At 70.9% G+C, this 16,922-nt stretch carries 14 protein-coding genes; 5 read left to right on the top strand and 9 right to left on the bottom strand.

Translation table 11 applies throughout. The features are described from left to right. Positions 1 to 229: 229 nt before the first annotated feature. The 3 genes from ABZ937_RS39470 (at position 230) to ABZ937_RS39460 (ending at position 4,157) form a co-directional block, all read left to right on the top strand. Entirely contained in the window at positions 230 to 1,555 is a 1,326-nt protein-coding gene (locus ABZ937_RS39470; RefSeq protein WP_361699625.1) for a PhoH family protein, read from the top strand. Positions 1,556 to 1,936: 381 nt separating this feature from the next. Further along, positions 1,937 to 2,665: a transglycosylase SLT domain-containing protein gene (locus ABZ937_RS39465; protein ID WP_361699623.1), complete on the top strand. Its 729-nt coding sequence runs from the start codon at positions 1,937 to 1,939 to the stop codon at positions 2,663 to 2,665. Positions 2,666 to 2,804: 139 nt separating this feature from the next. After that, the gene (locus ABZ937_RS39460) at positions 2,805 to 4,157 is read left to right on the top strand and encodes an AI-2E family transporter (RefSeq protein WP_361699621.1); all 1,353 of its coding nucleotides are present in this window, start codon (positions 2,805 to 2,807) and stop codon (positions 4,155 to 4,157) included. A gap of 21 nt (positions 4,158 to 4,178) precedes the next feature. Here ABZ937_RS39460 and ABZ937_RS39455 read toward each other — a convergent pair whose 3' ends face one another. Both ABZ937_RS39455 and ABZ937_RS39450 read right to left on the bottom strand, forming a co-directional pair. After that, positions 4,179 to 4,712 carry an alkyl hydroperoxide reductase gene (locus tag ABZ937_RS39455; RefSeq protein WP_184968187.1) on the bottom strand — a complete coding sequence of 178 codons (534 nt, stop codon included), beginning with the start codon at positions 4,710 to 4,712 and terminating at the stop codon, positions 4,179 to 4,181. A gap of 3 nt (positions 4,713 to 4,715) precedes the next feature. Further along, positions 4,716 to 5,270 carry a peroxiredoxin gene (locus ABZ937_RS39450; RefSeq protein WP_361699619.1) on the bottom strand — a complete coding sequence of 185 codons (555 nt, stop codon included), beginning with the start codon at positions 5,268 to 5,270 and terminating at the stop codon, positions 4,716 to 4,718. A 139-nt stretch (positions 5,271 to 5,409) separates the two neighbouring features. Here ABZ937_RS39450 and ABZ937_RS39445 point away from each other — a divergent pair, with 139 nt between their 5' ends. Then, on the top strand, positions 5,410 to 6,351 hold the full coding sequence (locus ABZ937_RS39445; RefSeq protein ID WP_361699665.1) for a LysR substrate-binding domain-containing protein: 942 nt from the start codon (positions 5,410 to 5,412) through the stop codon (positions 6,349 to 6,351). A 20-nt stretch (positions 6,352 to 6,371) separates the two neighbouring features. Here ABZ937_RS39445 and ABZ937_RS39440 read toward each other — a convergent pair whose 3' ends face one another. The 5 genes from ABZ937_RS39440 to ABZ937_RS39420 all read right to left on the bottom strand — a co-directional run bounded on the left by ABZ937_RS39440 (position 6,372) and on the right by ABZ937_RS39420 (position 11,171). Then, positions 6,372 to 8,705 (bottom strand): FtsX-like permease family protein, encoded by a 2,334-nt coding sequence (locus tag ABZ937_RS39440; RefSeq protein WP_361699617.1) that lies wholly within the window; start codon positions 8,703 to 8,705, stop codon positions 6,372 to 6,374. Beyond that, complete coding sequence (locus tag ABZ937_RS39435) at positions 8,702 to 9,391, bottom strand: ABC transporter ATP-binding protein (protein WP_361699615.1); 690 nt, start codon at positions 9,389 to 9,391, stop codon at positions 8,702 to 8,704. The genes ABZ937_RS39440 and ABZ937_RS39435 overlap by 4 nt, the downstream gene beginning before the upstream one ends. Continuing rightward, complete coding sequence (locus tag ABZ937_RS39430; protein ID WP_361699614.1) at positions 9,388 to 9,912, bottom strand: PadR family transcriptional regulator; 525 nt, start codon at positions 9,910 to 9,912, stop codon at positions 9,388 to 9,390. The genes ABZ937_RS39435 and ABZ937_RS39430 overlap by 4 nt, the downstream gene beginning before the upstream one ends. Before the next feature lie 93 nt (positions 9,913 to 10,005). Continuing rightward, on the bottom strand, positions 10,006 to 10,239 hold the full coding sequence (locus ABZ937_RS39425) for a hypothetical protein (protein WP_361699611.1): 234 nt from the start codon (positions 10,237 to 10,239) through the stop codon (positions 10,006 to 10,008). Continuing rightward, positions 10,236 to 11,171: an SPFH domain-containing protein gene (locus tag ABZ937_RS39420; protein ID WP_361699609.1), complete on the bottom strand. Its 936-nt coding sequence runs from the start codon at positions 11,169 to 11,171 to the stop codon at positions 10,236 to 10,238. The genes ABZ937_RS39425 and ABZ937_RS39420 overlap by 4 nt, the downstream gene beginning before the upstream one ends. A gap of 214 nt (positions 11,172 to 11,385) precedes the next feature. Between ABZ937_RS39420 and ABZ937_RS39415 the strand changes: the two genes are divergently transcribed. Next, a complete protein-coding gene (locus ABZ937_RS39415; protein ID WP_361699607.1) occupies positions 11,386 to 13,737 on the top strand; it encodes a transglycosylase domain-containing protein in 2,352 nt (783 codons plus the stop codon). A gap of 69 nt (positions 13,738 to 13,806) precedes the next feature. Here ABZ937_RS39415 and ABZ937_RS39410 read toward each other — a convergent pair whose 3' ends face one another. After that, the gene (locus ABZ937_RS39410) at positions 13,807 to 15,900 is read right to left on the bottom strand and encodes a SpoIIE family protein phosphatase (protein ID WP_361699605.1); all 2,094 of its coding nucleotides are present in this window, start codon (positions 15,898 to 15,900) and stop codon (positions 13,807 to 13,809) included. A gap of 301 nt (positions 15,901 to 16,201) precedes the next feature. After that, positions 16,202 to 16,891 carry a DUF402 domain-containing protein gene (locus ABZ937_RS39405; RefSeq protein ID WP_361699603.1) on the bottom strand — a complete coding sequence of 230 codons (690 nt, stop codon included), beginning with the start codon at positions 16,889 to 16,891 and terminating at the stop codon, positions 16,202 to 16,204. Between the last annotated feature and the right edge of the window lie 31 nt (positions 16,892 to 16,922).

Below are 16,922 nucleotides of genomic sequence, written 5' to 3'. Positions count from 1 at the left end.
ATGTTCGAGGGCATAGACCAAACAGGTCGACACCCGAACCACGGGCGTCGGATCTCAGCGGGCGGCACGGGGCCGTCCGCCCGGGAGGCCCTTTGCACCAGCCCGACCGTGCGGCAGCACGGAAGCAGCCGCGGAGGTCCGGTTCACGGCCCGCCGTGCGCGGGGGCCTGACACCGGTCCAGCATCACTTCGTCGCTCCCCGACCTCATCCGAGGGGGTACGTCCTTCCGTGGTGACCAGCACAAAGCGCCACAAGCCAGACCGGCGCACGTATGTTCTCGACACCAGCGTCCTGCTGGCCGACCCGAACGCCCTGACCCGCTTCGACGAGCACGAGGTCGTGCTCCCCATCGTCGTGGTCACGGAGCTGGAGGCCAAGCGGCACCATCCCGAACTCGGCTACTTCGCCAGGCAGGCCCTGCGCCTGCTCGACGACTACCGGGTGAAGAACGGCCGCCTCGACGCCCCCATCCCGATCGGGGAACTCGGCGGGACCGTCCGTGTCGAGCTCAACCACTCGGACCCCAGCGTTCTGCCGACCGGCTACCGCCTGGGGGACAACGACTCCCGCATCCTCGCGGTGGCCCGCAACCTGCAGGCCGAGGGGTTCGATGTCACCGTCGTGTCGAAGGACCTGCCGCTCAGGATCAAGGCGTCCTCGGTCGGCCTCCTCGCCGAGGAGTACCGGGCCGAACTCGCCATCACGGAGAACTCCGGCTGGACGGGAATGTCCGAACTCACCCTGTCGGGCGAGCAGGTGGACATCCTCTTCGAGGAAGGGCACGTATACGTCCCGGAGGCTTCCGACCTTCCCGTGCACACCGGCCTGACCATCCAGTCCGAGCGCGGCAAGGCGCTCGGCCGGATCACCGCCGAGGGCAACGTCCGGCTGGTGCGCGGCGACCGGGAGGCGTTCGGCATCAAGGGCCGCAGCGCCGAGCAGCGCATCGCGCTCGATCTGCTGCTCGACCCGGACGTCGGCATCGTCTCGATGGGCGGCCGGGCCGGCACCGGCAAGTCGGCGCTCGCGCTGTGCGCGGGCCTGGAAGCGGTCCTGGAGCGCCGCCAGCACCAGAAGGTGATGGTCTTCCGGCCGCTGTACGCCGTGGGCGGGCAGGAGCTGGGCTATCTGCCGGGCAGCGAGGCGGAGAAGATGAGCCCGTGGGCGCAGGCCGTCTTCGACACCCTCTCGGCGGTCACCAGCCGCGAGGTCATCGAGGAGGTCACCGCGCGCGGGATGCTGGAGGTCCTCCCGCTCACCCACATCCGCGGCCGGTCGCTCCATGACGCGTTCGTGATCGTGGACGAGGCGCAGTCGCTGGAACGGAACGTGCTGCTGACCGTTCTGTCCCGGATCGGCGCCAATTCACGGGTCGTTCTCACGCACGACGTGGCACAGCGGGACAATCTGCGCGTGGGCCGCTACGACGGAGTCGTCGCCGTCGTGGAGAAGCTGAAGGGGCATCCCCTTTTCGCCCATGTCACGCTGACTCGGTCCGAGAGGTCCCAGATTGCGGCGCTAGTGACCGAAATGCTGGAGGACGGTCACATCTGACCCTGGACTGACGACTGTTGGCGCCGTCCGGCAAAGGCCACGAGCCTAGCCGGGCGGCGCCTTCGCGCGTGGAGCTTTCCTGAAATCCCCGGGGCCAAACGGGATGTGAGCTTTCACACGCAACACAGAATTGCCACCCGGCGTCCGGTTACGGCAGAGTCTCAGTCCTGTCAGGCCCCGCATACGACACATCTGTACCCCCAGCGGTACAGCACCACAGAGGTAACACCAACTCCATAGGGCTCGTCGTATGCCGCCCGAGCACCACGCGGCGCTCCCTTCGGGGGAGTTGCCCACCGGGCCCGTGCCTCCCGTGACCCCGCAGTTGGGAGGCCAGTGCCAGGGGCACGATTGCGTCCGCCAGGGTCACCGAAGCGGGCGATGCTGGAAGGAAACCGTGTGAGCCGGATTTCGGTCCGGGGATTCGCAGTGGCCTCGGCCACCGCGGTCACCGCCGTCGGAAGCGTCGTCGGTGTTGCCTCGGGCAGCACCGCGCAGACCAACGACGCCGAGGCGACGGCAGCCGACGCCACGCTCCTCGCGGACATACCCGCGGGTCAGCAGGTACAGGTGCAGACCGCGTCCCTGACGCAGCAGGCTGACGCGCAGGCCATCGCCGCGGACGCGAGCGCCAAGAAGGACGCCGAGGCGGCGGCCCGCAAGGCAGCCGCCGAGACCGCGATCGCCAAGAAGGAGGCTGCCGAGAAGGCGGCCAAGGCGGCCGAGGAGAAGGCAAAGGAGCGCGCCGAGGCGAAGTCCGCGGCCAGCCGTGGGACCGACGTCCGCGACTCCTCCAGCTTCCCGGTCCAGAACAACTACACCGTGGCGCAGATCCAGGCGATGGCGCGTCAGATGGTGGCCGGCGACCAGTTCCAGTGCTTCAGCAACATCGTGGACCACGAGTCCAGCTGGAACTACCAGGCGGTCAACGCCTCCTCCGGTGCCTACGGTCTCTTCCAGGCCCTGCCCGCCGGCAAGTACGCCTCGGCCGGTGCCGACTGGCGGACCAACCCGGCGACCCAGATCAAGTGGGGCCTCAACTACATGAACGACCGGTACGGCAGCCCCTGCCAGGCCTGGTCGTTCTGGTCGGCCAACCACTGGTACTAGGCCGCCCGGTCCTCGCTCAACCTCGCGCAGCCCCTCCCCGTCCCTAGGGGAGGGGCTTTCGCCCTGTACGGTCGTACCCGAACGGCTCCAGGGGGGAGTGGTGGCGAGCGCCCGGGGACGCGGGGGAAGAGGACGGATCATGTCGCGAGTGCCAGGGTGGCTCGGCCGGCTCGGCGCCGGTCTCACCGAGATGAGCGAGCGCCTGGACGAGCGCCGCGCGGAGGTGGAGAAGGAGCACTCCGACCAGTCGGACCAGTCGGACCAGTCCGAGCGCACCGAGCCCGCCACCGCCCCCGCCGGTGACGAGCCGGCCGACGCGCCCGCGGCCGAGCCGCCCGCTACGCCCGCCCGCCGGACCGCGTCGACCGGGCCCCGCCCCGACCCCGCCGAGGCCGTGCCCTGGGGTGTCCGGGTCGCCGCCGAGGCCGGCTGGCGGCTGCTGGTGCTGGCCGGCACCGTCTGGGTGCTGATGCGGGTCATCACCGCGATCCAGCTCGTGGTGTTCGCCTTCGTCATCGCCCTGCTGGTCACCGCCCTGCTCCAGCCGACGGTCGCCCGGCTGACCCGGCGCGGGGTGCCGCGCGGTCCGGCCACCGCGCTCACCGCCATCAGCGGCTTCGTCGTCATCGGGCTGATGGGCTGGTTCGTGACCTGGCAGGTCATGGAGAACATCGACACGCTCTCCAACCAGATCCAGTCCGGCATCGACGACCTGCGCGACTGGCTGCTGAAGAGCCCCTTCCACGTCACCGACAAGCAGATCAACCAGATCGCCAAGAACCTCCGCGAGGCGATCGGCGCCAACGCCGACCAGATAACGTCCGCGGGCCTGGAGGGCGTTCAGGTCATCATCGAGGCCCTCACCGGCATCCTGCTGGTGTTCTTCTCGACGCTGTTCCTGCTCTACGACGGCAAGCGCATCTGGGAGTGGTTCCTGCGGCTGGTGCCCGCCGCCGCCCGGCCGGGGGTGGCCGGCGCGGGTCCGCGCGCCTGGCGCACCCTGACCGCCTACGTCCGCGGCACGGTCCTGGTCGCCCTCATCGACGCCATCTTCATCGGCATCGGCATCTACTTCCTGGACGTGCCGATGGCCGTCCCGCTGGCCGTCTTCATCTTCCTGTTCTCGTTCATCCCGCTGGTCGGCGCGGTCGCCTCCGGCGCGCTCGCGGTGATCGTCGCGCTGGTCACCCAGGGGGTGTTCACGGCCCTGATGACCCTGGCGGTCGTCCTCGCGGTCCAGCAGATCGAGGGGCACGTCCTGCAGCCGTTCATCCTCGGCCGGGCGGTCCGCGTGCACCCGCTGGCGGTCGTCCTGACCGTGGCCGCCGGCGGCATGGTGGCCGGCATCGGCGGTGCCGTGGTGGCCGTACCGCTGGTGGCGGTGACGAACACGGTGGTGGGCTATCTGCGGCAGTACTCGGAGGAACTCCGGCAGCGGGCCGCCGACGGGTCCGCGGACCAGAACGACGAGGACCCCGTCCACCAGGAGTGAACGGGGTCCTCGTCGTACGGCCTACTCGGCCAGCACGGCCTCGGCGTCGAGGGTGACGCCGACCGCCTGCACCACAGAGGCGATCTTGAACGCCTCCTGGACGGTCTCGCGCTCCACGCCGGCCTTGCGCAGCACCTGCTCGTGCGAGTCCAGGCACATGCCACAGCCGTTGATCGCGGAGACCGCGAACGACCACAGCTCGAAGTCGACCTTCTCCACGCCCGGGTTGCCGATGACGTTCATCCGCAGACCCGCGCGCAGGGTGCCGTACTCGTGGTCGGACAGCAGGTGCCGGGTCCGGTAGAAGACGTTGTTCATCGCCATGACGGCGGCGGCCGCCTTGGCGGCCTGGTACGCCTCCGGCGAGAGGTTCGCCTTCGCCTCCGGCTCCAGCTCACGCAGCACGATCGGGGAACGGGAGGCGATGGCGGTCGCCAGCACCGTGCCCCACAGCTGCTGCGCCGGCAGCTCCGAGTTGCCGATGACGGAGCCCAGGTTGAGCTTCAGGTCCTTGGCGTAGTCCGGGACGCGGGACTTCAGGGAGTCGAGCGACACGGGTCACTCACCAGCCAGCAGCGCGACCGGGTCGAGGGTGTTCTCGCCCTTGTTCCAGTTGCACGGGCACAGCTCGTCGGTCTGCAGGGCGTCCAGGACCCGCAGGACCTCCTTGGGGTTACGGCCCACGGAACCGGCGGTGACCATCGTGAACTGGATCTCATGGTTCGGGTCGACGATGAAGACGGCGCGCTGCGCGAAGCCGTCCTCGCCCTCGATGCCGAGGTCGCGCATCAGCTCGTGCTTGGAGTCGGCCATCATCGGGAACGGCAGGTCGGTCAGGTCCGGGTGGTCCTTGCGCCAGGCGTGGTGGACGAACTCGGAGTCACCGGAGAAGCCGAGGATCTGGGCGTCGCGGTCGGCGAACTCGTCGTTCAGCTTCCCGAACGCGGCGATCTCGGTCGGGCACACGAAGGTGAAGTCCTTCGGCCATGCGAACACGACCAGCCACTTGCCCTCGTAGGACTTGTGGTGGATCTGCTCGAACTCCTTGCCCTTCTCCAGCGAGACGCAGGCGGTCAGTTCGAACTCGGGGAACTTGTCACCGACAGTGAGCACACGCTCTCCTTGCAGCGAAGAAAGACCCCTTTTGAGGATCTTTCCCATGGGTTGGACGTTATCGATGTTGGCACAGGGTGCATTGATTAGTGAAATAGCTACACTCGGATGTGTTGATCGGAGGTAGCTATCAGTGACCATGAGTAATGGCAAGCGGAGGCAGCCGAGTCTCGCCCAGCTGCGTGCCTTCGCCGCCGTGGCCGAGCATCTGCACTTCCGGGACGCGGCGGCGGCCATCGGGATGAGCCAGCCCGCCCTGTCCGGCGCGGTCTCGGCGCTGGAGGAGACGCTCGGCGTGACCCTCCTTGAGCGTACGACGCGCAAGGTGCTGCTCTCGCCCGCGGGGGAGCGGCTGGCCGTACGGGCCAAGGCGGTGCTGGACGCGGTCGGGGCGCTGCTGGAGGAGGCCGAGGCGGTCCGGGCGCCCTTCACGGGAGTGCTGCGCCTCGGGGTGATCCCCACCGTCGCGCCGTATCTGCTGCCCGCCGTGCTGCGGCTCGTCCACGAGCGTTACCCGCACCTCGACCTCCAGGTGCACGAGGAGCAGACCGCCAGCCTCATCGACGGCCTGAACTCCGGCCGGCTCGACCTGCTGTTGCTGGCCGTGCCGCTCGGCGTGCCCGGGGTCGTCGAACTCCCCCTCTTCGACGAGGACTTCGTGCTCGTCACCCCGCTCGACCACTGGCTCGGCGGCCGGGAGGGCATCCCGCGCGAGGCGCTCAAGGAGCTGAACCTGCTGCTCCTGGACGAGGGCCACTGCCTGCGCGACCAGGCGCTCGACATCTGCCGGGAGGCCGGCCGCGAGGACGCGCCGGTGACGACGACCGCCGCCGGCCTGTCGACCCTCGTCCAGCTGGTGGCCGGGGGGCTCGGCTGCACACTGCTGCCGCGTACCGCGCTGAAGCTGGAGACCACCCGCAGCAGCCAGCTGCTCACCGGGTACTTCGCCGACCCCGCCCCCAGCCGCCGGGTCGCCTTCGCGATGCGGGCGGGGGCGGCGCGGGCCGCGGAGTACGAGGAACTGGCGGCGGCCCTCCGTGAGGCCCTGGGCACCCTGCCGGTACGGGTGCTGGGGACCTAGGGGGCGAGCCGCAGCCCTGCCTATTCGGTGCGCAGCCCCTCCGGCCGCATCAGCCGCACCAGGGGCGGCAGGCTCAGTGCCGTGACCGTGAGGACGACCGCCGCGCCCGCGCCGGTCAGCGCCAGGACGCTCGCCCAGTCGACGGTCACCGGCGTGTCCGCCATCTTCAGCAGGACCACACCGAGGGTCACGCCCACCACCGAGGCCAGCACCAGGCCGAGCGCGATCGGCACCGCCGTCTGCCACAGGACCGACAGACCCAGCGTGCGGCGCCGGGTGCCGAAGGCGACCAGCGACGACAGCAGCTTGCGCCGCTCGCGCAACTGCTCCAGCTGGGAGACCAGCAGGCTCGCCCCGATCAGCGCCAGCACGCAGACCGCGCCGATGAACAGGCCGGTGCGCAGGGAGGTGTACCTCGTGGACTGCTGGGTCGCCGCCCAGTGCCAGGCATGGGCGAGGCGGTCCACCCGCGCGGCCGTGGTCCGTACGTACTCGTCCGCGTCCGGCACCGACTCGTCGAGGCGGATGTAGACCTGGTGGTACAGCGTCGGTGCGGCCTTGGCCGGCAGGACGGACGGGGTGAGCAGCAGGCCGCCGACGCCGGGCTGCAGCGCGTCCTTGCGGGCGGTCGCCTTGCGCAGGCCGGCCGGTACCGTCCAGGGGATCGCACGTCCGGGCTCGTCGTCCCCGTAGCTGGGATCCAGGAAGCCCCGCCGGCCCGGCCGCATCAAGTTCGTCACGGCGGCGTCGTCGTCCTTGCTGGGCACGACGAACACGTCACCGTCCCGGCAGGACGGCAGGTGGGCCAGTTCGCGCAGCACGGCACAGTTGCCGACGGTGATGCCCGCGGTGGCCGCGGGGTCGCGGCGCTTGTCGCCGAGCCCGCCGCTGGAGATCGCCTCCGACGTCCGTACGCCCTTGGTGTGGGCGAACTCGCGGGCCGCCGTCGACACCCGGGACATGTCCGACAGGTCGACCTCCATCGACGCCCGGTTCGGGTTCCGGCCGGTGTCCTTCGTGTACTGGCCCTCCACGCCGGCGAACAGCATCTGCAGCGCGATGGCCCCGGCCACCGCCACCGCGATGCCGTTGACCATGCGGGCCGCCGTACCGCTGCTCAACTGGAGCCGTCGTACGGCCAGTTGCCAGGAGACCGCGCCCGGGCCGAGCCGGGCGACGAAGGCCTCGACCAGCCAGGGCAGCAGCGCGGTCACGCCGACCAGGAGCAGCAGTACGCCGCCGATGACCAGGTACTGGTTGAACTCGCCGTGGTCACGGCCGTTGCCGATCATCGGGTACAGCAGCGCGAGGCCCGCCAGCGGCAGCAGCAGCCGCCACCACAGGCGCCGCCGGGCCTGCTTGGCCGTCCGCACCACGCCGAGCGGTTCCACGACCACCCCGCGCATGGCGAGCAGCGTCACCAGCACCGCGGCGGCCGGAACCGCCACCGCGACCAGCGCGGCCAGGGCGGGGGAGGGGTCCAGATAGCTCGGGAAGAAGCTCTCGCCCATCACCTCCACCGAACCGGCCACCTGCCGCCCGATCAGGAAGAAGACGGTGCCGACGGCCAGTCCGAGCACCGCCCCGGCCAGCGCCTCGCCGGCCGCGATCCGGCGGGTCATCCTGCTGTCGGAGCCCACCAGGCGCAGCGCGGCCAGCCGGCGGTCGCGCCGCTCGCCGCCGAACCGTACGGCCGCGGCGATGAACACGGCGACCGGCGTCAGCAGGGCGACGAACACGACCAGCGTCATCAGGATGAGCACCGGGTCGGCCCGCTCGGTCGTCGGGTGCGGATCGCCGAACGCGGTCAGCCGCGCCACGCGCGTACTGTTCTTGGTCGCCGTCATGTCGTCGGCGCCCGCGTAGTAGGCCAGCTCGTGCGAGCCGATCAGCCCGGGCTCGCCGATCGTGCCGGTGATCCGGTCCGGCAGCCGCTCCCGGAGCAGCTTCGCGCCGTCCGAGGAGAGCAGGTCCTTCAGCGCGGGCGAGACCACCATCTCGCCCTTCTTCGGGAAGTGGTCGACGCCGGGCGGCAGCGGCGCCCGCGCACCCTCGGGCTGCAGGAGCCGGCCCCGGACGTCCTTGCCGTGCCATTCGGTGTCGCTCTGTCCGACCAGCACGGTGTTCTCGCCCTTGGGCGGCACGGCCGCGCCGTAGGCGAGGTCCTGCCGTGCCGCGCCCCGCTGGTCCCGTGCCGCCAGCACGTTCGGCAGCGCGGTCGTGAGCAGCAGCAGCGCCACGCCCAGGCCGACGCCGACCGCCGTGAGCACCATCCGCACCCAGCCCTCGCGCCCGCCGGTGACGGCGAACCGGATCCCCAGGGCCAGATCGCGGGACCACTGTCCGACGTTCATATGGCCCGCTCCATGTCCCGGGACTTGCCGTCGCGTACGACGATCTCCCGGTCGGACCAGGCGGCCACCCGGGCCTCGTGCGTGACCAGGACGACGGCCGCGTTGGTGGAGCGGGCCGCGTCGGTCAGCAGCTCCATCACGCGCTCGCCGTTGAGGGAGTCGAGGGCGCCGGTCGGCTCGTCGGCGAACAGCACCCGGGGCCCGGTGACCAGCGCCCGGGCCACCGCGACCCGCTGGCCCTGGCCGCCGGAGACCTCGCCGGGCCGCTTGCCCTTGAGGCCGTCCACCTCCAGCCGCTCCATCCAGCCGAGCGCGGCCCGCTCGGCCTCCTTGCGGGAGGTGCCGCTCAGACGGAGCGGCAGCGCCACGTTCTCCACGCACGTCAACTCGGGGACCAGCTGGCCGAACTGGAAGACGAAGCCGAACTCGCTGCGGCGCAGCGCGCTGCGCTGGGTGTCGCTCATGCCGGCCAGTTCGCGGCCGTCGTAGGTGATCGAGCCGGAGTCGGGCGGCACGATGCCGGCGAGGCAGTGCAGCAGCGTCGACTTGCCGGAGCCGGAGGGGCCCATCACGGCGACGACCTCGCCGGGGTGGATGGAGAACTCGGCGCCGTCGAGCGCGACGGTCGGGCCGTAGGTCTTGCGCAGGTTCTCGGCGGCGAGCAGGGAGCCGGGGGGAGGGGTCATCGGGCCACCGCCTCACGGAGCTTGTCCAGGCGCGCCGCGGTGAGCTCCAGCCAGCGCAGGTCGGCCTCCAGGTGGAACAGGGCGTGGTCGCAGATCAGCTGGTCCGCGAGGTCGCCCTTGCGCTTGCGGTCGGTCAGGATCCGCATGCTGCGCAGGTGTTCGGCGCGCTGTGTGTCGAGGATGTCGGCCGCGTCGCGGTGGGTGAGGAGTGCGAGGACGACCTTGGTGTAGAGGGTCGACTGGAGGTACTCCTCGGGCTTCTCCGGGGTGGCGAGCCAGCGCTCGACGTCGGTGACGCCGGCGTCGGTGATGGCGTACCGCTTGCGCTCGGGGCCGTCGCCCGCCTCGATGCCGTCGACTTCCACGAGGCCGTGCTTCAGCAGCCGGGACATCGTGGAGTAGACCTGGCCGTAGTGCAGCGGCCGGTCGTGACCGAACTTCTCGTCGAAGGCCCGCTTGAGGTCGTAGCCGTGGCGCGGGCCGGACTCCAGGAGCCCTAGGAGGGTGTGACCGATGGACATGGCAGCACTCTACACACGGTGTATACGCGGTATGTATACGCCGAGTGTGCAGAGGATGGCTGCAGGTGCGGCCCCGCAGGTCGGGGCCGATTGTCACGGTTCTGACACAGGCGGCCGGCCCCGCCGAGGCAGCGGTCCGGTGTCCTTCGGCAGCCGTCCGGCCTCCGCCAGGGCCTTGCGCAGCAGGAACTCGATCTGCGCGTTCGCCGACCGCAGCTCGTCCCCGGCCCAGCGGGCCAGCGCCTCGTACACCGCCGGGTCCAGCCGCAGCAGCACCTGCTTGCGCTGCTGCGGCCGGCGCTTGGGCGCCTGAGAAGGCTCGGTCACTGGTAAAGAGTCCCGGTGTTGAGGACCGGCTGCGGGGCGCGGTCCCCGCAGAGCACCACCATCAGGTTCGACACCATCGCCGCCTTCCGTTCCTCGTCCAGGTTCACGATGTCGGCCTCCGCGATCCGGGCCAGCGCCGCCTCGACCATCCCCACGGCGCCGTCGACGATCTCCCGCCGGGCCGCGACGACCGCCCCCGCCTGCTGCCGCTGAAGCATCGCCGAGGCGATCTCGGGAGCGTACGCGAGATGCGTGAAGCGCGACTCGATGATCCGCACTCCGGCCGCCTCCACCCGCGCCTGCAGTTCGACGGCCAGCTTCTCGGTGATCTCCTCGGCGTTGCCGCGCAGCGACAGGCCGTCCTCGTCGTGGGCGTCGTACGGGTACTCGATGGCGATGTGCCGTACGGCCGTCTCGGTCTGCGTGGCGACGAACTCGGCGAAGTCGTCCACCTCGAAGGTGGCCTGCGCGGTGTCCCGCACCTTCCACACCACGACCGCGGCCAGCTCGATCGGGTTGCCGTAGGCGTCGTTCACCTTCAGTACGGCGGTCTCGTGGTTGCGCACCCGGGTGGAGATCCGGGTCCGGGAGGTGAAGGGGTTCACCCAGCGCAGGCCGTCCTGCCGGATCGTGCCCCGGTAGCGCCCGAAGAGCTGGACGACCCGGGCCTCGCCCGGCGCGACCGTGTTCAGGCCGCGCATCCCGATGAGGGACGCCAGCAGGACGACGACACCGGCGGCGATGAGCCCGCCCTCGGCGCCGGGGGAGGGGGCCGCCCCGGAGGCCGCGAACAGCGCGATGGAGACGCCGAGCCCGAGCAGGCCGAGCAGCAGGGCGAGCCCGCCGCCGATGCTGTGGGCGGTGAACTCCCGTGCCTGCGGGGCGGGTATCTCGGAGACGTCGGCGGTGGCGGCCGGCGTGGATGTGGACATAGGGGTCCCCCGTTCTTGTAGCGCTTAGCTCGGTTCTATCTAAGTGATATCACTTTAAGCCGTCAAGCAACCCTGCACCGGTGACAGCCGTCGGTTTCGGTGGGGCGGGTGCTCATTGTCACGTCCGTAAAAGAACGGATCGGACGCCCTTTGTCATATAGAGGGGTGTTAGCTTTCGGAGCTGACCCCGAGACGGAAGCGAGCGTAGGGACCCATGGGACGAGCGGAAGAGAGACGAGCGCGACAGCGCGGTGGCCGCCGCGCGGCGCCCAAGCGCCGCCGCTCCGCGCCCACGGCGGACACCGCGCCCACGGGCGCCGCCGGCGCCAAGCCCAAGAAGAGCCTCATACGCCGGATATTCACCTGGAAGAAGATCCTCGGGACCTTCTTCGGGGTGTGCCTGCTGGGCATCCTGGGCTTCATCGGCCTGTACCTCTACGTGGACATCCCCGAGGGCAATGCCGCCGCCCAGCGCCAGAGCAACGTCTACAAGTTCAGCGACGGAACGGTCCTGGCCCGCGACGGCAAGGTCAACCGCGAGATCGTCGACCTGTCCAAGGTGCCCCGCAAGGTCCAGCTGACCTTCGTCGCGGCCGAGAACAAGAGCTTCTACCACGACGCCGGCGTCGACCTCAAAGGCACGGCCCGCGGTCTGCTCAACACGCTGTCCGGCAAGGGCAAGCAGGGTGGCTCGACGATCACCCAGCAGTACGTCAAGAACTTCTACCTCAACCAGGACCAGACCGTCACGCGCAAGCTGAAGGAACTGGTCATCACGCTGAAGGTGGAGCGCGAGAAGTCCAAGGACGACATCCTCGCCGGCTACATCAACACCAACTACTACGGCCGCAACGCCTACGGCATCCAGGCCGCCGCCCAGGCCTACTTCGGCGTCGACGCGCAGAAGCTCAAGGTCGAGCAGGGCGCCTACCTCGCCGCCCTGCTCCAGGCGCCGAGCCAGTACGACTGGGCGGTCGCGTCCCCCACCGGCAGGAGGCTGGTCACGGACCGCTGGAACTACGTCCTGGACAACATGGTCGAGGAGGGCTGGCTGCCCAAGGCCGAGCGCGAGGGCATGCACTTCCCCAAGATCAAGGAGCCCAAGGGCGCCCCGGGTCTCGAAGGGCAGAAGGGCTACCTGGTCGAACTCGCCAACCACCAGCTGGAACAGCAGCTGATGGACCAGGAGGGGCTGACCCAGTCGCAGGCCGAGAGCGCGGTCGTCGAGAACGGCTGGACCATCACCCTCAACATCGACCGGAAGAAGCAGGCCGCGCTGGAGAAGGCCGTCAAGACCCAGCTGACCGGCAAGCTCGACAAGAAGAAGCGCAAGGTCGACAACGACGTCCAGGCCGGTGCCGTCTCCGTCGACCCCGAGACGGGCAAGATCGTCGCGCTGTACGGCGGCGAGGACTACTACAAGCACTACTACAACAACGCCACCCGCAAGGACTACCAGCCCGCCTCGACGTTCAAGCCGGTCATCCTCGCCGCGGCGCTGGAGGAGAACGCCACCACGCAGGACGGCAAGCCGATCGCCGCGAACACCGTCTACGACGGCACCAGCCGCCGCCCGGTCCTGGACCACGGCTCCAAGGTCGGGTTCGCCCCGCCGAACGAGGACAACCGCAGCTACGGCAAGATCACCGTCCAGAACGCCATGAACGCGTCCGTCAACTCGGTCTTCGCGCAGATGGGTGTCGACGTGGGCATGAAAAAGGTCATGAGCACGGCGGGCAAGCTCGGCATGGACACCAAGGGCATGCAGGCCGTGCCCGCCCAGACGCTCGGTTCCATGGGCGCCAGCCCGCTGGAGATGGCCGGGATCTACGCCACCTTCGACAACCACGGCTACAAGGTGACTCCGACGCTCATCAAGTCGGCGGAGAACACGGGCCGCTCGGTGCAGATACCGGACGCGGTCGGCGGCTCGGTGATCAGCCGCACGGCCGCCGACACGGTGACCTCCGTGCTCACCGGGGTGGTCGACGACGGTACGGCCCAGGAGTCGGTGGCCGGCAACCGGCTGCGCGACGGCCAGCAGGTGGCGGGCAAGACGGGTACCTCCGACTGCAACCGCTCGGCCTGGTTCACCGGCTACACCCCCGACCTGGTCACCTCCGTCGGCCTGTTCGGCGAGGCGGGCAAGGACGGCGGCACCGGCTGTGAGGGCGAGAAGGTCAAGAAGGGCGCACAGGTCCCGCTGAAGGGCGCGATGGGCGGCGGTCGCGTGAACGGCGGCGGCCCGCCCGCGAAGATCTGGGCCGCGTACACCTTCGGCGTGACCGACAAGGCCTCGTTCGACCTGAACACCACGCAGGGCGCCGCCGTCGAGCCGACCGAGACGCCGAGCTGGACGCACACCCCGACCCAGACGCCGTCCAGCGAGCCGCCGACCAGCGCCCCGCCCACGTCCCAGTCGCCGTCCCAGACACCCAGCCAGACCCCGAGCCAGACCCCCAGCCAGACACCCACGCAGACCCCGAGCCAGACCCCGACGAGCCAGCCGCCGACGAGCCCCAGCACGGAGGAACCGGTCGACCCCGACCTCGGCTTCGACCAGTAGGCGCGCACGGCGAAGGGCGCCCGGTGCACACCGGGCGCCCTTCTCGTCGTCACACCGCGGGAACTCGGCTCAGCCCCGGTTCAGCTCGAACCAGACCACCTTGCCGGTGCTCAGCCGGGTCGCGCCCCAGCGCCGGGCCAGCTTGTTGACCAGGTACAGGCCGCGCCCGCCCTCGTCCGTCGCCCGGGCCTGCCGCAGGCGCGGCAGCTGCGGCACGTCGTCGCCGACCTCGCAGCGCAGCACGTCGGTGCGCAGCAGCCGCAGCGTCACCGGCCGCGACGCGTACCGCACGGCGTTCGTCACGACCTCGCTGACCAGCAGCTCCACCGAGTCCGTCAGCTCCTCCAGATCCCAGCGGGCGAGCGCGCGCCGGGCCAGCCGGCGGGCCTGGCCGGGGGCCGTCTCCTCCGGCTCCAGCGTCCAGTACGCGACATCGCTCGGCGCGATCCCGTCGAACCGGGCGGCGAGCAGCGCGATGTCGTCGTCCCGGTCGCCCGGGCCGAGCATGTCCAGCACCTCGTCGCACAGCGCCTCCAGCGGCGGCGGATGATCCGGCCCGGTCAGCTGCGCGGTCGCGGCCAGCTTCTCCCGCAGCTGCTCTATGCCCGTCCACACGTCCCGCAGCCGGGACTCCACCAGCCCGTCGGTGTACAGCAGCAGGGTCGCCCCGGCGGGCGCGTCCAGCTCCACCGCCTCGAAGTCGACCCCGCCGACCCCGATCGGCGCGCCCGGCGGCACCCGCAGCACCTCGGCCCGCCCGCCCAGGTGCAGCAGCACGGGCGGCGGATGGCCGGCGTTGGCGATCGTGATCCGGTGCGTGACCGGGTCGTAGACGGCGTACAGGCAGGTCGCCATGCGGTCGGTGCCCAGCCGCTGCGCCTGCTCGTCCAGGTGGTGCAGCACCTCCTGCGGGGGCAGGTCGAGCCCGGCCAGGGTCTGCGCGGTCGTGCGCAGCTGGCCCATGATCGCCGCCGAGGTCATGGAGTGCCCCATGACGTCACCGACGACCAGCGCCACCCGGCTGCCGGGCAGCGGGATCGCGTCGTACCAGTCGCCGCCGACCCGCGCGGTCTCCGCCGCCGGCAGATACCGCGAGGCCAGCCGGACACCGGTGGGGCGGGGCAGGGTCTCGGGCAGCATGGTGCGCTGCAGCTCGTCGGCGATGTACGCCTCCCGGCCGTACAGCACCGCCTTGTCGATGCCGAGCGCGCTGTGCGTGGCCAGCTGGGCGGCCACCAGCAGATCGTCCGCCTCGAACGCGAGCCGCTCCGGGCGGCGCAGGAACAGGGCCGCGCCGATCACCCGGCGCCGGCCGCGCAGCGGCGCGAGGATCGCGTGCTGCCCGCCCGGTACGACCGCCTCGCCGCCCTCGCCGAGCAGCTCCGGCAGCGCGTCCCGGGCGGCGGGCGCATCGGCGAACACCGGCCGCACCCCGCGCAGCACCTCGTTCAGCGCGCCGCCCGGCCGCACCTCGCACAGCTCGGTGGTGAGCGTCGACAGATCCGCCAGCGCGGACGGCTCCGGCTCCGGATCGAACGCCGACGGCAGCAACACCTCGTCGGTGTCCCGCTCCGGCGGTATCCGGTCGGTGCGCCGCAGCCGCAGCACCACCGGACCGGTGGGCCGCTCGTCGCCGACCGGCAGCGGGTCGCGCAGATAGACGAGGATCGCGTCCGAGAACGTCGGCACGGTGGCCCGGCACAGCCCCATCACGATCTCGTCGAGATCGAGTCCGCGGGCGATCCGCCGGGTGGCCGCGCCCACGAATCTGAGCCGGTCCCCGTCACGCCGCATGGGCATCGGCCGCCCGGGCGGCAGTCCCCGTCCGGTACGGCGTTCCTGGCCGCCCGTCGTGCGCTCCTGCTCGGCGCCGGGCTGCGCCGGGATGGCCTCCGGCGCGGGGCGCGGGCGGTGGGCGCCGGGTTCGGTGGTGGCGGGCTGGGAGTGCTCGGGGCCGTTGACTGGGGGCTCCTTCCCCTTGCCGTCCTTGCCCGCGCCGCGGGGCGCGGCCGTGCCCGGTCCGCCGGGTGCCGCGTCGGCCCGGGCCCGGTCGGGTAAGGCCGGGTCGCCGAGCTGCTTCGGGGTACGCAGGAGCGCCCCGCGGGCCTCCGCGGGGTCGACGCCCGGTTGCGGGCGTTCGAAGGAGGTGGGCTGCTCCGTCACGCGTGTCGCATCCATCCGTCCGGGGCTGCGCGCCGGGTGCGCCGGGCGCGCAGTTGGTCCCGCCGAAGACCCGATACCCGCAATACGTGCCCCAGGAACGGAATTCCCGAGCGGTCGGGGGTTGTTCCCGTGCCGTTCGCTGAGCCGCCGCAGTCCGCGGTGGTGCCCTCGTACCCCTCGCTCACGTCCTGCCGCCCCTCGGTGACGATCGGTCAAGCCCGGCGCATACCCCGGAAGTTGCTGTAACACGCCCTTGCGGAGGACGATCCTACGTTTCTTGCCTGGGGGTGCATCAAGAGTCTCATGAGGACACATGCGCCGGAGTACGGTCCCAGTCCTCGGGGAGAGAAGGTACCCCCCAGGACGGGTCCGGGCGCCAGTGCTGCCAGCCGTCCGGGAACGGCGGCCCCCACGCGCGGATCACCTCCACAGCCTCCCGCCCGGCCTCCCGCACCCGCTCGGCGGTCGCCGCGTCCATCAGCCCGTCCCGCTGGGCCTGCGCGAACTCGTCCTCGTCGCGCCAGTGCCAACTGCGGTCCGGGTGCACCGAGATGTCCAGGAAGTGGTCCTCGGAGTCCACCCCGCCCGCCCAGCGGGCCAGCGGCCGCTCCAGATTGACGTACCAGTTCTTGAACCGCCAGCCCGGATCCCAGAACAGCCACACCGACCAGGGCCGGCCGGGCTGGGCCAGCTTCAGCACGCCCGTGCCGAACCAGCGGTCCCGCTGCACCGTGCGCGGCTTGGTGTAGCGGGACTCCAGCGGCTCCAGGTGCACGGGCGTGCCGTCGGCCAGGACCGGCTTGACGCACTCGGTGCCGGGGGCCAGCCACACGGCCAGCCATTCCGCGTCGTCACGTACGACGGTGACAGGCCGGGCGATGTGGAAGTGCTCGCCCCCGTTCTCCCGGTAGCGCCACAGGATGTGTGTTCCGGGGGTCCAGTGCGTCGCAGGCCCCGCCGCCACTCGTGTCACCGCTCCGTCGTCCGTCATGCACAGATATTAGGTGCCACGGGCATACGAC

The sequence above is a fragment of the Streptomyces sp. NPDC046727 genome, from assembly GCF_040645635.1.
In the GTDB taxonomy this organism is placed as follows: domain Bacteria; phylum Actinomycetota; class Actinomycetes; order Streptomycetales; family Streptomycetaceae; genus Streptomyces.
Note: the sequence above shows the minus strand (reverse complement) of the source record. Positions and strands in the feature narration are given on the sequence as shown.